Origin of the sequence: Ramlibacter cellulosilyticus, assembly GCF_014297465.1 — a bacterium.
In the GTDB taxonomy this organism is placed as follows: domain Bacteria; phylum Pseudomonadota; class Gammaproteobacteria; order Burkholderiales; family Burkholderiaceae_C; genus Ramlibacter; species Ramlibacter cellulosilyticus.
Genome location: NZ_JACORT010000002.1, coordinates 142,315 through 156,629 on the forward strand (window position 1 = coordinate 142,315; position 14,315 = coordinate 156,629).

A 14,315-nucleotide genomic window follows, 5' to 3' on the forward strand; every position below is an offset into this window, starting at 1 on the left:
GCGAACGAAGCGCGGCCATGCTCGATCCCGAGGCGCGCCGGTTCGCTTCAGGCTGGCTGGGGTGCGCCGTCGGCGCAACCCAGCCTACGTGCCTGCAGGCGCGCAGCCGCCCGTTTGCCGCCTTTCGTGCAGCCGCCCGTAGGCAGGGTTTCGCGCAGCGAACCCCAGCAACGCCTCGCCAGCAGGCCGGTAGACTCCACCTCCACGGGAGGTGAGGCGTGGCGGTATTCCCTCAAGGCAAGACGCGCATCCGTGAGCGCGTGCGTGGCGGCGAGCGGCGCGTGTTCGAAGCATTGGCCAGGCAGCTGGAAGACGACTACACCGTCTGGCACAACATCCCCATCCTCGGTTCCAGCCGCGAGCCCGATTTCCTCGTCCTGCATCCGCAGCGCGGCCTGCTGATCCTGGAGGTGAAGGACTGGAAGCTCTCGACGATCGTCGAGGCGAACCCGCTGCGCGTGCACCTCCACACGGAGCGGGGCGAGGTCGCCACGCTGCATCCGCTCTCCCAGGCGCGGGCGTATGCGCTGGACGTCCATCACCTCCTGGAGAAGCATCCCGCGCTGTGCCACCAGGAAGGCCCGCACCAGGGCAAGGTGATCCTGCCCTGGGGCTGGGGCGCGGTGCTCTCGCACATCAAGCGCGCGGACGTCGAAGGCAAGCCCGATTTCCAGAACGTTTTCGACCCGGCGCGGGTGCTGCTGGCCGACGACCTCGCGGAGGACGTCGATCCCATGGCGTTCCAGGAGCGCCTCTGGGGCATGTTCACGGTGCACTGGCGCCCTGCCCTCACCCTGCCGCAGCTGTCGCTGGTGCGCGGCCTGCTCTTTCCGGAACTGCGGCTGGGGGAACAGCAGTCGCTGCCGCTGAATCCGTCATTGCCCGCGCTCGTCGTGCGTGACGTGCTGCAGGTGATGGACCAGCACCAGGAGGCGATCGCCCGCACGCTCGGCGAAGGCCACCGCCTCATCCACGGTCCCGCGGGTTCGGGCAAGACCATGCTGCTGATCTTCCGCGCGGTGCACCTGCAGGCCGCCGCGCGGCCGGAGAAGCCCATCCTGGTCCTTTGCTACAACAAGGCGCTGGCGGACCGCATCGATGCGATCCTGCGGATGAAGGGTGTCGGGCCGGCGGTGCAGGTCCGGACGTTCCACAGCTGGGCGCGGGAGCTGGTCCGCACCTACCAATTGGGGAGCGTCGACCATCTCAAGGGAGACGAGTGGTCGGACGCGGTCACGCGCCTCGCCTGTGATGGCATCGCCTCGTCCCGCGTGCCGCAAGGCCAGTACACCGCCTTGCTGATCGACGAGGCCCACGACCTCGCGGACGATTGGATTGCTGCCGCGGTGAAGATGGTGGATCCCGCCACGCGCTCGCTGCTGGTGCTGTACGACGATGCGCAGTCCATCTACCAGAAGAAGCGGCGCAAGCTGAGTTTCGCGAAGCTCGGCGTCGAGGCGCGAGGCCGCACGGAGATCCTCAGGATCAACTACCGCAACACGCGCGAGGTGCTGTCGGTGGCGCTGGAGTGTGCGCGCTCCATCCTGCAGGAGCGCGCAACCACGGACGGCGACGACATCCCGCTGGTGCTGCCGGAGTCGGCCGGCCGCTCCGGACCATTGCCCGTGTTCCGCCGATTCGACAGCGTGACGTCGGAGTTGCGCGCGGTGGTCGACAAGGTGAAGGACCTGCTCGGCGAAGGCACGCGAGCCCGGGACATCGTCGTGCTCGCGCGCCAGTGGTGGCCGCTGGAGAAGCTGCAGGAGCTCCTGGACGGCGCCGGCATAGCGGCGGTTCTCACGCGGGAGCATCGCCGCGGCGAGGAGCGCGCGGAGGACGCCGTCACCTTGACGACGCTGCACAGCAGCAAGGGGCTGGAGTTCCCGGTGGTGCTGCTTGTCGCGCTCAACCTGCTCGACGCGCGCGAAGACGAGTTCGCCGAGGAAGTGCGGCTGCTGTACGTGGGCATGACGCGCGCGACGCACGAACTGCACCTGAGCGCGAGCGGGCCGAGCCCGTTCGCGGATTCGGTGGAGGCTGCGATCGCGCGGCTCTGAACTTGCAAGGATGGCGGCTCGGCACGCGGACGCTGCTCCTGGCCTCGTAGGACCTTCGTCCAATACGACACACGCGCGCGATGCCCGACAGTCGCGCGATGTCCCGCATTCCCACCCTCCTCCTCGCGGCGCTGTGCCTGGCGCCTTCCTTCGTTCTCGCGCAGCCGCTGGAAGGGCGGCTGAAGAAGGTGCAGGAGACGCGCTCCATCGCAGTGGCCTACCGCACCGACGCCCTCCCCTTCTCCTTCGAGGACAAGGAGAAGAATCCGGCCGGCTACACGGTGGACCTGTGCCGCGCCGTCGTCGCCGGCATCGAGCGACAGCTGGGCGCGGGCCCGCTGCAGGTGCGGTGGGTTCCGGTGACGGTGCAGACGCGCTTCACCGCCATTTCGAGCGGGCAGGCCGACATGGAGTGCGGCGCCAGCACGGTGACCCTCGGGCGCAAGAAGGAAGTGGGCTTCTCCTCGCTCGTGTTCGTGGACGGCACCGGCCTGATGGTGATGAAGAGCACGCCCGGCTACTCGCTGCTGGCGCTCGCCGGCAAGAAGATCGGCGTGATTCGCGGCACCACCAACGAGCGTGCGCTGGCCGACGCGATGAAGGCGCTGTCGGTCGCGGCGACCGTGGTGCCGCTGCAGTCGCGCGACGAAGGCCTGGCGCAGTTGGAGTCCGGCGCCATCGACGCCGTGGCCAGCGACCGCGTGCTGCTGCTGGGGATGGTGGCGAAGGCGAAGGATCCGTCCAAGGTGGTGCTGCTCAGCGAGGCGCTCTCGTACGAGCCCTATGCCATCGCGCTGCCGCGCGGCGACTGGGCGATGCAGCAGGCGGTGGATGCGGCCCTGGCGCAGGTGTTCGCAAGCTCGGCGATCAAGGAGATCTACCTGAAGTGGTTCGCGGGGCTGGGCGAGCCGGGGCCGGCGCTGCAGGTGATGTATGGGTTGGGGATCCTGCCGGAGTGAGCGGGGATCGGTGGGGTTCGCTGGCGCTCACCTTCCGTGGCTTCGCCACGCCACCCTACGAGAAGCAGGCCGCACGATGTTTGTAGGGTGGCGGCGCGCCAGCGCCGGAAGGTGAGCGGCAGCGAACCCCACCGACCCCCTATTTGCGCCAGAACTGCGGCGTCAGCAGCACCAGCACCGACATCAGCTCCAGCCGTCCCAGCAGCATCCCGAAACTCAGCACCCACAGCTGGAAGTCGTTCAGCACGCCGAAGTGCCCCGCCGGCCCCACCGACCCCAGGCCCGGGCCGATGTTGTTCACGCACACGATCACCGCCGAGAACGCGGTGACCAGGTCCAGCCCCGACAGCAGCATCACCAGCGTCAGCCCCACGATGCTCGCGCCGTAGATCAGCATGTACGCGAGCACCGCCGCGATCACCGTTGCCGGGACCGTGCCGCCGCCCAGCGTCACCGGGTTCACCGCACGCGGGTGGGTGATGCGCACCAGCTCGCGCCGCGCCTGCTTCAGCAGCAGGAGCATGCGGACCATCTTGATCCCGCCGCCCGTGGAGCCCGCGCAGGACGCGAAGCAGCCCAGGAAGATCATCAGCACCGGGCCGAAGGCGGGCCACAGCGCATAGTCCGTCGACGCATAGCCGGTGGTGGTGGCGAGCGAGACGACGTGGAACGCCGCCACGCGCAACGCCGCCAGGTAACTGTCGTAGTTCCCGTGCGCCACGAGCACCACGGTGACGGCCACGGTGGCCACCACCAGCACCGTGACGTACGAGCGCACCTCCGCATCCCGCGCCAGCACGCCGAGCGAGCGGTTGCGCCACACCGCGAAGTAGCGCAGGAAGCTCACACCCGCCAGCGTCATGAAGACGATCGCCACTGCCTCGATCGCCGGCGAATCCCAGTGCGCGAAGCTCTTGTCGTGCGGGGAGAAGCCGCCCAGGCCCATGGTGGTGCACATGTGCATGAAGGCATCGGCCCAGCTCATGCCCGCGACGCGGTACGCCACCAGGCAGGCCACCGAGAACATGAAGTAGACCGTCCACAGCCCGCGCGCGGTCTCCGCGATGCGCGGGGTGAGCTTGTCGTCCTTCAGCGGCCCGGGCGTCTCCGCGCGGTACAGCTGCATGCCGCCGAGACCCAGCAGCGGCAGCACGGCCACCACCAGCAGGATGATGCCCAGCCCGCCGATGTACTGCAGGAAGCAGCGCCACACGTTCACCGACACCGGCAGGCCGTCGAGCCCGATCAGCGCCGTGGCGCCGGTGGCGGTCAGCGCGCTCATGGCTTCGAAGTACGCCGGGGCCCACGTCATGCGCGGCACCGTGAACATCAGCGGCACCGCGGCGCAGGCCGGCAGGACGATCCACACCAGCGTCACGAGCAGGAAGCCGTCGCGGGCCAGCAGTTCGCGCGTGTGGTGGCGCAGCACCCATCGCATCAGCAGGCCCACGCCGCCGGTGAGGAGGAGCCCGCCGGCCCACACGCGTGCTTCCGCCATCTCGCCCGTGCCCACCGCCCAGGCCAGTGGCACCAGGAAGGCGGCGGCGAAGCCCACGAGCACGCGCGCGAGCACCGCCAGGACGGGTTGCAGGCTGTCCATGTCAGAGGAAGGTGGCGCTCACCTGGAACAGGCGCTCCACCTCGCGCACCTGGCGTTTCTGGGGAATGAAGATGACCAGGTGGTCGTCGCTTTCGATCAGGGTGTCGTGGTGGGGCAGCAGCACCTGCTGCGCCGCGCCGTCGCCGCGCACGATGGCGCCCACCTCCACGCCGGCCGGCCAGGCCACCTGCTCGATGCGCCGGCCCACCAGTTTCGAGGTGCGCCTGTCGCCGCGCGCCACGCCTTCCAGCGCCTCGGCCGCGCCGCGGCGCAGCGAGTGCACGGCCTGCACGTCGCCGCGGCGCACGTGCGTGAGCAGCTCGCCGATGACGGTCTGCGCAGGGGACAGCGCGATGTCGATCGTGCTGCCCTGGATCAGGTCGACGTAGGCGCGCCGGTTGATCAGGGCCAGCACGCGCTGCGCGCCCAGGCGCTTGGCCAGCATGGCGGAGAGGATGTTGTCCTCGTCGTCGCTGGTGAGCGCCAGGAACATGTCGACGTGCTCCACGTTCTCGTCGGAGAGCAGTTCCTCGTCGGTACCGTCGCCCTGCAGCACCAGCATGTCGCCGGGCAGCTCGCACGCCAGGTACTCGCAGCGCTTGGTGTCGCGCTCGATCACCTTCACCTGGTACTCGCCGGCCAGCATGCGCGCGAGCCGCAGGCCGACCTTGCCGCCGCCGGAGATCATCACCCGCTTCACCGGCTGCTCGCTGCGGTGCATGGCGCGCAGCACCGCGCGCACGTGCTCGCGGTCGGCGAGGAGGAAGATCTCGTCGCCGGGCAGGAGGCGGGTGGCGCCTTCGCAGCGCAGCAGCCGTTCCTGCCGGTACAGGGCCACCAGGCGCATCTGCGCTTCGGGGAACAGCTGGCGGAACTCCCCGATCGTCTGGTTGACGACGGGGCTGCCGTGCGCGGCGCGCACGGCCACCAGCAGGACGCGGCCGCCGGAGAACTCCAGCACCTGCAGCGCCTCGGGATAGTCGATCAGCTTGCGGATGTAGCGCACCACCGACTGCTCGGGGCGGATGACGTGGTCGACCGCGAAGCCCTCGCGGGCCAGCAGCGCGTCGCCTTCCTGCAGGTCGTCGGTGCGCAGGCGCGCGATGGTGGTCGGGATGTTGAACAGGTCCGTGGCGACCTTGCAGGCGACCAGGTTGGTCTCGTCCAGCGAGGCGCAGGCGATCAGCATGTCGGCGTCGTCCGCGCCGGCGCGCTTCATCACCTCGCGGTGGATGCCGTTGCCCGCGACGCCGCGCAGGTCCAGGCGTTCCTCCAGTTCCCGCAGCCGCTGCGGGTCGGGATCGATGACCGTGATGTCGTTGCGTTCCGAGACCAGGCTCTCGGCGACACTTTCGCCGACGCGCCCGGCGCCGAGGATGATGATGCGCATGGTGTGGGCTGGAGGCCGACCCGCAGCCGGCGCGCGGCCATCATAGCGGCGCCCCGCGCCTTCGGGGCGCGCCCCTCAGGGCGACCTGTGCAGCCTCGGCGCGGACAGCGCCTGCAAGCTCTCCTCGATCGCCCGGTCGACGTCCACCCACCGCCCGGCGAACTGCGCCTTCTCCATCGCCTTCTTCAAGGCGTTGAGATCCTTCACGGACGGTGCCACCTTGATCTGCGCGATGGCGGCAGCCGGATTGCCGGCGCGCAGGACGGCGAGGATCTTGTCGGGCCAGGGGGAGGGGCGCATCAGAGTTTGCGGGTGAACTCGCATTGTGCATGCGCGCGTCCGGCCTCGCCGGGCGTAACTACTTGAACATGCAGCTCCGTGCAAGCTCGTCTCTCCCGATGCGATCCACCACGGGCAAGAATGAAATGCGCCGCACAGGGAGGCGAAACATTTCGCCACAGCTGTCCGGCAGGTTTGGACAGCCGGTCCGTCCATCGGCGGACGGCTCGTGTGCGCTTCCCTCGTTCACTTGTTTGGGGAGAACGCATGAAGTCCTCCGGATGGCTGTTCGTGGCGTGCGCGCTCTGCATCGCCGGCGCTGCCGCTGGCCAGTCGATCGACGTCAATCTCCTGAGCAAGGAGAAGATCCAGGCGAACTGCGAGCTGAACACGTACGTCGGGGCGGAGGATTGCGTCGGCCGCCTGATCCCGACGCTCAACTACCGCGCCGCGTACTACGCAGCAGACAACGCGACGTACATCGTGAGGGTGACCTACGACGCACTCAACAACCCTGCCGCCAGGCCCTCGAGCTTCGGGAGCGGGTTTCTGGTCGATCGGGACCGCGGCTTCGTGATCACGGCCAAGCACGTCCTGGTCGGGAACCGGGACTGGACGAGCCTGCTGCAGTCCACCACGAACCAGTTCGCAAACCTTGATACGGCCATCGAAGACACCCTCAGCCGCACTGCAAGAATCGAGCTGCAAACGTCCGACGGCATGTACCCGATGCCGACTCGGCTGGTAGCCATCGATCGAGACTCCGATCTCGCGCTCCTGCAGATCACCAATCTCAACGCGATCCAGCTCTCCAACTTCAAGGCCTTGTTTCAGGCCATACCGCTGGTCCCGGAGGGCAAGGGTTGCAGCGACCTGAAGGTGATCGCCATCGGCTTCCAGGAGGCGGGGGCGGGGGTGATGGAGCGTCGACGGCCGGACGAATTCACCAAGGCCGAGTGCCTGCTGCAGGCGGGCACCTACTACATCGGCATGCTGAAGCACAGGATTCCGCTCCTCACCACCGGACTGAAATTCACTGCGGGAAACAGCGGCGGGCCTGTGCTGAACGAGCAGTTCCAGGTGGTGGGTGTCGTCTCCGGGGCGAAAACGAATCTCGGGGACAGCATCAACAACTACTTCGTACCGGTGTCCGCCGTCAGAAGTTTCCTGAACCGCTTCCGCTAGGAAAGGAACTCATGCCCTCGCGTCGGTCCTTCGTCATGCACCTGGCTGCGGCTGGTGCAGCGGTACACACCGCAGCCTCGCGCGCCCAACAGGCCATCCTCGCCCAGCAGCCGGACCCCAACCAGTTCGAAACGGGCGACCTGGTCTGGCCCAAGCCGGCAGGGGCCTTCATTCCGTACGCCGGCGTGGACCCGAACAAGGCAGCGGTGTCCAACGGCGAACTCGCGGAGGAGGAGTGGCAGAAGCTGCGCGTCGACTTCATTCGCAGCACCCGGGCAAGCGCCGCGCAGGCGACGGCAGAGGACCGCACGTATCAGCTGCAGCTCGCCCAGGTGGTGGAGGACATGACGTATACGTCCTTCATCAACAAGTACGCGGCGGATTCCAGCCCGGAGGATTTCCAGACCTATGGCATCGGGCAGCTCGCCTATGTCGGGCACGTCGCTTTCGTGGAGGTCGACGCCGCCACCAAGACTCCCTACGTGGTCGAAGCTGTCTACGGCAAGAACCTCGCCTGCGAAAGCTGCGTGCAGCGCGTGCGCTATGCCGATTGGCTGAAGGCGCGCGGCGACATCCTCGTCTGGCATGGTCGGCTGAAGAACCTGGATGCTGCCCAGCGGGGGGCCGTGCTGGCGTACGCGAAGTCGCAGCAGAACAAGCCATACAGGTTCTTCAACTTCGACCTGGCGGACGATTCGGGCTTCTACTGCTCCAAGCTGGTGTGGCAGTCAGTGAAGAAGGCCACCGGCGTAGCGATCGATGGCAACGACAACCCGAAACGCGCGATCTGGTTCTCGCCGTTGCAGCTGATGAAGTCTCGTGCGCACATCGGACTCCTTTCCAGCCCGGGGAACTATCGGAACACCTGACGCCAGCGCCGACCATGATGGCGCCCTGAGTGGAAGGGCTCGGAAGCGCCCCTGATGGCCGGGCAGAACCAGGTCCTGCAGATCGCGATCCAGGGCGCACCGATCCACGACGTGCTGGAGTCGCTGGTAATACGACCCGCTGCCGCGCCCTCACGCGGGAGCGGCGGGCCGCCCCTTCCATCCCTGACGCGCAGGTCAGTTGCGGTCCACGCGCAGCGGGCGCGAGGACTGCATGTCGCTGCCGACCGTGCTGTCGTCCGAGCCCGCGCCCAGCGTGCGGGTGTCGATGTTCTTCTGGTCGCCGTCGCGGCCGATGTTCATCTCCACGCCGGGCAGGCCGCGGTCGCTGGCATTGCTGCCGACGTTCATCTCCACGCCCGGCACGCCGTTCTGGTTGCTGGCGGACTGCGATTGCGAAGTCGAAGTGTCGGAGCTGGCCGTGTTGCCGGCAGCGGTGGCGAGCGGCGATTGCAGCGCCATGACGGAAGCGGCGAGCACGGCGGCGACGGACAGGGAAACGTTGCGCTTGTTCATCGGAGATCTCCTTGGTTGCGAATGCAGGAAGGATAGGAACGCGCGCGGCGGATCACGAGGCGACAAAGGCCGGCTTGCATGTGGGATGCATCGGGCCAGCGGCAGGGCAACGGGGTGTGAGTTGGGATGCAGATCGATGCAGCAAAGTCTCTGCTGCCCGGGGCAGGTACCACGAAATGATGATGGTCTTGGCGCGGGGAACCCGTCGCGGAGGCCATGATGGCGAGCTCCGCATCGCCCTGGAGAGCCTGCATGCGCAAGGGGAAGCTTCTCTGCTGGTTGCAACTCGTGACGGCCGCCGTGCTGCTGGCAGGCTGCGCGACGCCACTGCGCCAGGGCGGTGAGCCGCTGGCCGCGTGGGTGCAGGCGATGCCCGAGGCGCGGATGCAGGCGCGCATCGTGATGGCGGCGGGCGATGCGTGTCCCGGGCTGGTGGTGGACGGGCGCACCCTGGCGTCGTCGCTGCGGGCCCGCGGTGCGCCTTCGTCGGCGCAACCCGTGTTCGACATGACCGTGTGCGAGGCGATGCTGCCGACTGGCGCCGCGCACGTGCAGCTCGGCGTCCGGCAACTCCCCGTGCCGAACGCATCGCCGCGCCGCATCGTCGTGCTCGGCGACACCGGCTGCCGCACCGGCGCGGGCCAGCGATGCGACGACCCGCTGGACTGGCCGTTCGCCCGCATCGCGGCCGCCGCCGCGGCGATGCGGCCGGACCTCGTCATCCACGTCGGCGACTACCACTACCGCGAGCAACCCTGCCCCGCCGGCGCGGCGGGCTGCCCCGGCACCCCCATGGGCTACGGCTGGGACGTGTGGCGGGCCGACTTCTTCGCACCGGCGGCGCCCCTGCTCGCAGCCGCGCCCTGGGTCTTCGTGCGCGGCAACCACGAGGAATGCACGCGCGCCGGCCAGGGCTGGCACCGGCTGCTGGTGCCGCAGCGGTACGACGACGCGGCCAATTGCGACGACCGCCAGCCGCGGGGCGCAGGCGACTTCACTGCACCGTACGCCGTGCCGCTCGGCCCCGCGCTGCAGCTCGTCGTGTTCGACTCCGGCACGGCGGGTGACATGGGCCTGCATGCGCAGCAACCCGGTGACGCCCGTGCGCTCGACGTCTACCTCGCGCAGGCGCGATCCGCATCCGAGCTGGCCGCGCGCGCGCCGACCTGGTTCGTGAGCCACCATCCGGTGTTCGGGTACGCGCCGAATCCCGGCAAGCCGCCCCATGCGGGGAATGCTTCGCTGCAGGAGGTGCTGCGGGCGGTGAACGGCGACGCGTACTACCCACCCTCGGTGCAGCTGGGGCTGCACGGGCACGTCCACCTGTTCGAGGCGCTGACGTTCACGTCCGGGCATCCGCCTGCGATCGTGGCGGGGCATGGCGGCGTGCGGCTGGATGCGGACCTGCCGCAGCCGGCGAGTGGCTGGCCCGCGGCCGCGCCGGGCGTGACCCTCGGTCCCGTGCGGCATGCGCGGGAGTTCGGCTTCCTGCTGCTGGAGGCACGCGCAGACGCGTGGAGCGCGACCGCGTATCGCACGGATGGCCACGTGATGCAGGTGTGCGCCGTCGGGCCGGGCAAGGTGCTGGCATGCGACGGAGCCGCGCGCTGAAAAGACCTGGGACTCAGCGCGCCGGCGCGGCACCGGTGCCTGCCAGCGCATCGTCCAGGCACTGTTGTTCGGCGCTGGCCCGTGCAACGTTCAGCGGGCGCGCGCGCTCGTCCGGCAGCGTGCACTCGGTGGAATCCTCGGCTTCCCCCGCAGCCGCCGCGGCGCTGCAGGCGCTGGCCCAGTGGACGTCGTGGATGATCGCGACGTTCTCCCGGCACCACTCCAGCGCGGTGCGGGCCTGCGTACCCGCTGCGGGCAGCGCCTGCCGCGCCGCAGGAGCGACGGCCGCCGGCGCTGGCCCCAAGCGGCTGCCGAGCAGCCCATGCAGCGCAGCCACCCCCACCAGCAGGATCGCTGCCGCCGTGGCGGGGTCGTGCCGGATGCGCATGCGTACACCTGCAGCCGTCGTGCGGCCATGGTACTGCGATCGGCGCCGCACGGGTTCCCCCCGCCCACCAGCGACAATCCCCGGCATGCCCCAAGGCAAGCGCATCTCCCCCGACCTCCCCGCCCCCGTCCTCGAAGCGATCCGCGCCATGGGCACCGCCGCCCGGTCCGCCCGCACCCGTGCCGGCGAAGGCCAGGCCGCCGCGGCCGAGCGCCTGGGCGTGCACGTGCAGACCATCGGCCGCATCGAAGCCGGTGAACCCGGTGTCGCGATCGGGCACGTGCTCGGCCTGCTGCACGCCTACGGCGTGACCGTGGACCTGCAGCAGCAACCGGCGGCCGGCGCGCCATGAGCGTCGTCGGCGTCATCGACTTCGAGACGACCGGGCTGTCGCCGGCCATGGGCGACCGCGCGACCGAGGTCGCCATCGTCCTTCTCGACGGTGCGCAGGTCGTCGGCCGCTTCCAGTCGCTGATGAATGCGGGCGTGCGCATCTCGCCCTTCATCGAGCAATACACCGGCATCAGCAACGAGATGATCCGCGCGGCGCCGCCCGCCGAGGACGTCATGGCCGAGGCGGCGCGCTTCGTGCGGGGCGTGCCGCTCGTGGCGCACAACGCATCGTTCGACCAGCGCTTCTGGTCGGCGGAGCTGGACCGCCTGGGGCCGGACGCCAGCCGGGACCACCCTTTCGCCTGCACGATGCTGCTGTCGCGCCGGCTTTACCCGCAGGCGGGCAGCTACCGCCTGCAATCCCTCGCTTCCTTCCACGCCTTGCCCCCGGCCGGCCGCGCCCACCGTGCCATGGCCGACGCCGAGGTGGCCGCTGCGCTGCTGTCACGCATCCGGCAGGACATCCAGCGGGAGTACGAAGTGGACGCGGCGCCGCACGCGCTGCTGGTCAGGCTGCAGCGCACGCAGCGCAAGGCGCTGCCGAAGGCGATCCAGGCTTATTTCTCTTCGGCCCTCCCGGCGAGCCGTCAACCCGACCACGAGAACGGCGCGTAGTGCCCGTTGCGCGTGCCGCTGTCGTCGCGCCACTGGATGCCGAACACGTTGAACATGCTGCGCACGGCCTTCGCCAGCGCGAGGCGCGCGTTGACCGGGTGCGAGGCATGGTCGAGGGCGAGCGGGCGGCCTTCCATGTTGAGCACGCCTTCGCACGTCTCGTCGATGAGGTCGCCGGCGCGGGCCGTCCACTTCTCGCCCTCGCGCGTGACCGTCACCTTCGCCCGCTCCACGCCCGCGAACTTGCCCACCAGCGGCGCCAGCGCAGCCATCGGCCCGCCGGCCGCGCCGCTGGCGATGGCGGTGATCGCCTGCACCTGCGCGTCGTCGGCGGAGGAATCCACGATCAGGCCGACGGTCATGTCGCCCTTGCCCATCGGCCCTTTCGATTCGAGGATGGTGATGAAGGCGATGCCGTCCAGCGACACGCCGTCCTTGCTGCCCTTCTCGATCTGCATCCCGAGGGCGGCCTTGCAGTTGCCTTCCGTCGGCGTGCCCTGGAGGTTGGTGACGATGCAGGGGCACAGGAACGTGCAGTTGCACGTCTCCATGTACTGACCGGAGATCTGCCAGGCCATGGGAGCCCTCCTGACGTGAAGTGGACGGTACCGCTCAGGATAGCCCGCGCGTCCCGACTTTCAAGCCGGTTGACATGCACGGCCGCTGCGTGGATGGTTCCGCCCATGCATGGAATCGCGCGCCCTCTCGCCACCACCGGCCTGGCCGTCGCCGTGGCGCTGGCCGCGTGGGCGCTGCTGGCATGGATGGCGCTGGACATGGGGCACCCGCTGGTGCAGCTCACCATGCCCGGCGCGCCGGACTGGTCGCCGGCCAACGTGGCGGCCATCTTCGCGATGTGGTCCGTGATGATGGCGGCGATGATGCTGCCGTCGGCGCTGCCCATGCTGCTCGCGTTCGCGCGGATGGAGGAGCAGCCAGGCCAGGCCGGCCGCGCGCGCGCCTTCGAGGCGGCGTACCTGGCGGTGTGGGTGGGGTTCAGCGCGCTGGCGACCGGGCTGCAGTGGGTGCTGCAGTGGATGGACTGGGTGGACCCCATGATCGTCAGCACCTCGAAGGAACTGAACGCGGGGCTGCTGCTCATCGCCGGGGCCTACCAGTTCTCGCCGCTCAAGCGCGTGTGCCTGGCGCGGTGCAGGACGCCCGCCGCGTTCCTCGTGGGGGAGTGGCGGCCGCACGTGCGGGGCGCGTGGGTCATGGGGCTGCGGCACGGCGCCATGTGCGTGGGCTGCTGCTGGGCGCTGATGGCCCTGCTCTTCGTCGGCGGCGTGATGAACATCGCGTGGGTGGCCGCTCTCGCGGTGGCGGTGGCCGTCGAGAAGATGGTGCCGGGCGGCGAGCGCGTGGCGATGGTGCTCGGCCTGGCGCTGATCGCCGGCGGACTCTCCCGGATGTTCTTCTCCTGACGCAACATCCTCGGGCCTCCTCGCAGTGCCTTTGCAGAGTCAACCCCGCCGCACACGCCAGCGCGGCCTCCTCCTACGAGAGCGCTCCGGCGTGTTCAGAGTGCGTTCATCCACCGCGGCCTAAGCTGTCCTCATCGTCAAATCAGGAGATATCGATGAGACACATTCTTCGCAGCAAGGTGGCCCTGGCCGTGTTGGCGCTCGCGCCGATGGGTGCGGCCCTGGTCGCACAACCTGCGTCCGCGCAGACGTACCAGTACCGTGTCGCCGAGAGCACGCAGGGCACGGTGCGGAGCCTGGCGATCAGCTCGGATGCGGGCCTGCGCCCCGGCGCGACGCTGCGCCTGCACGTCCAGGCGACCCCGGGCGCGCGCTGGGCCAACGTGTCGCTGGGCGACGACGTGCGCGTGGCGCTGCGCGAGCGCGCCCCGGGCGATTACGTCGGCACCCACGTGATCCGCCGCGGCGACCGGATCGACCCGACGGACCGCATGATGGTGCGCGCGGGCTGGAGCGAACGTCCCGTCGCGATGGCGTTCGACTACCCGGCGTCGCTCCGCACCGCGGACATGGGCGCCGGCCCCGCCGCGGGCCCGGTCGAGGTGCGCGCCTTCACCATGTGGCCGCGCAACCCGGACCGCCTCGACCCCGGCCAGGTGGTGCGCTTCCGCGTCGACGGCACGCCGGGCGCCCGCGCCTGGGTGGAAGTCCCCGGGGTGGTGCGCGGCATGCGGCTCGACGAGGAGCGGCCGGGCTCCTACGTGGGCAGCTACACGATCCGCCGCCAGGACGACACCGATGCGTTCCGGGACGCGCGCGTCGTGCTGCGCAGCGGCGACGAGCGCGCGACCGCGCGCCTGAGCCGCGAGCGCGGCAACTACGGCTACGGGTACGGGCGGTAAGCGTCGACCACGTACAGGGTGCCGCTGCAGGCGGCGCGGCACCCTGCTCGCCACGGGACGCGACTCGCGCCGGCCCACGTCCCGGAAACATTTGTCGAACGGCTCCTCC

15 protein-coding genes are annotated in these 14,315 nt (G+C 69.6%); 9 read left to right on the forward strand and 6 right to left on the reverse strand.

Going from position 1 to position 14,315, the window contains the following annotated elements; genetic code table 11:
- Nucleotides 1-218 precede the first annotated feature (218 nt).
- Complete coding sequence (locus H8N03_RS26610) at nt 219-2,057, forward strand: DEAD/DEAH box helicase (RefSeq protein WP_187075371.1); 1,839 nt, start codon at nt 219-221, stop codon at nt 2,055-2,057.
- 98 nt (nt 2,058-2,155) lie between these two features.
- Entirely contained in the window at nt 2,156-3,016 is an 861-nt protein-coding gene (locus H8N03_RS06630) for an amino acid ABC transporter substrate-binding protein (RefSeq protein WP_187075372.1), read from the forward strand.
- Between the two features lie 139 nt (nt 3,017-3,155).
- Here the strand turns inward: H8N03_RS06630 and H8N03_RS06635 are convergent, their stop codons facing one another.
- The 3 genes from H8N03_RS06635 to H8N03_RS06645 form a co-directional block, all read right to left on the reverse strand.
- The gene (locus tag H8N03_RS06635; protein ID WP_187075373.1) at nt 3,156-4,616 is read right to left on the reverse strand and encodes a TrkH family potassium uptake protein; all 1,461 of its coding nucleotides are present in this window, start codon (nt 4,614-4,616) and stop codon (nt 3,156-3,158) included.
- A gap of 1 nt (nt 4,617) precedes the next feature.
- The gene (gene trkA, locus H8N03_RS06640) at nt 4,618-6,006 is read right to left on the reverse strand and encodes a Trk system potassium transporter TrkA (RefSeq protein ID WP_187075374.1); all 1,389 of its coding nucleotides are present in this window, start codon (nt 6,004-6,006) and stop codon (nt 4,618-4,620) included.
- A gap of 75 nt (nt 6,007-6,081) precedes the next feature.
- Complete coding sequence (locus H8N03_RS06645) at nt 6,082-6,306, reverse strand: hypothetical protein (protein WP_187075375.1); 225 nt, start codon at nt 6,304-6,306, stop codon at nt 6,082-6,084.
- A gap of 246 nt (nt 6,307-6,552) precedes the next feature.
- On the opposite strand from H8N03_RS06645, the gene H8N03_RS06650 reads away from it, so the two are divergent.
- Both H8N03_RS06650 and H8N03_RS06655 read left to right on the forward strand, forming a co-directional pair.
- On the forward strand, nt 6,553-7,470 hold the full coding sequence (locus tag H8N03_RS06650; protein WP_187075376.1) for a S1 family peptidase: 918 nt from the start codon (nt 6,553-6,555) through the stop codon (nt 7,468-7,470).
- 11 nt (nt 7,471-7,481) lie between these two features.
- Entirely contained in the window at nt 7,482-8,339 is an 858-nt protein-coding gene (locus H8N03_RS06655; RefSeq protein ID WP_187075377.1) for a YiiX/YebB-like N1pC/P60 family cysteine hydrolase, read from the forward strand.
- Between the two features lie 195 nt (nt 8,340-8,534).
- Here H8N03_RS06655 and H8N03_RS06660 read toward each other — a convergent pair whose 3' ends face one another.
- Nucleotides 8,535-8,873, reverse strand: a complete 339-nt coding sequence (locus tag H8N03_RS06660) for a hypothetical protein (RefSeq protein ID WP_187075378.1) — start codon at nt 8,871-8,873, stop codon at nt 8,535-8,537.
- Nucleotides 8,874-9,125: 252 nt separating this feature from the next.
- Here H8N03_RS06660 and H8N03_RS06665 point away from each other — a divergent pair, with 252 nt between their 5' ends.
- The gene (locus H8N03_RS06665) at nt 9,126-10,484 is read left to right on the forward strand and encodes a metallophosphoesterase family protein (protein WP_187075379.1); all 1,359 of its coding nucleotides are present in this window, start codon (nt 9,126-9,128) and stop codon (nt 10,482-10,484) included.
- A gap of 13 nt (nt 10,485-10,497) precedes the next feature.
- Here the strand turns inward: H8N03_RS06665 and H8N03_RS06670 are convergent, their stop codons facing one another.
- Nucleotides 10,498-10,872 (reverse strand): hypothetical protein, encoded by a 375-nt coding sequence (locus H8N03_RS06670; RefSeq protein WP_187075380.1) that lies wholly within the window; start codon nt 10,870-10,872, stop codon nt 10,498-10,500.
- An 85-nt stretch (nt 10,873-10,957) separates the two neighbouring features.
- Between H8N03_RS06670 and H8N03_RS06675 the strand changes: the two genes are divergently transcribed.
- Nucleotides 10,958-11,224: a helix-turn-helix domain-containing protein gene (locus H8N03_RS06675; RefSeq protein ID WP_187075381.1), complete on the forward strand. Its 267-nt coding sequence runs from the start codon at nt 10,958-10,960 to the stop codon at nt 11,222-11,224.
- Nucleotides 11,221-11,880: a 3'-5' exonuclease gene (locus tag H8N03_RS06680; protein ID WP_187075382.1), complete on the forward strand. Its 660-nt coding sequence runs from the start codon at nt 11,221-11,223 to the stop codon at nt 11,878-11,880. Before H8N03_RS06675 ends, H8N03_RS06680 begins: the two co-directional genes overlap by 4 nt.
- Here the strand turns inward: H8N03_RS06680 and H8N03_RS06685 are convergent.
- Entirely contained in the window at nt 11,853-12,458 is a 606-nt protein-coding gene (locus H8N03_RS06685; RefSeq protein WP_187075383.1) for a DUF1326 domain-containing protein, read from the reverse strand. The genes H8N03_RS06680 and H8N03_RS06685 overlap by 28 nt on opposite strands.
- A 105-nt stretch (nt 12,459-12,563) precedes the next feature.
- Here H8N03_RS06685 and H8N03_RS06690 point away from each other — a divergent pair, with 105 nt between their 5' ends.
- Entirely contained in the window at nt 12,564-13,304 is a 741-nt protein-coding gene (locus H8N03_RS06690; RefSeq protein WP_255428099.1) for a DUF2182 domain-containing protein, read from the forward strand.
- Between the two features lie 155 nt (nt 13,305-13,459).
- Nucleotides 13,460-14,206: a hypothetical protein gene (locus tag H8N03_RS06695; protein WP_187075385.1), complete on the forward strand. Its 747-nt coding sequence runs from the start codon at nt 13,460-13,462 to the stop codon at nt 14,204-14,206.
- Nucleotides 14,207-14,315: the final 109 nt, after the last annotated feature.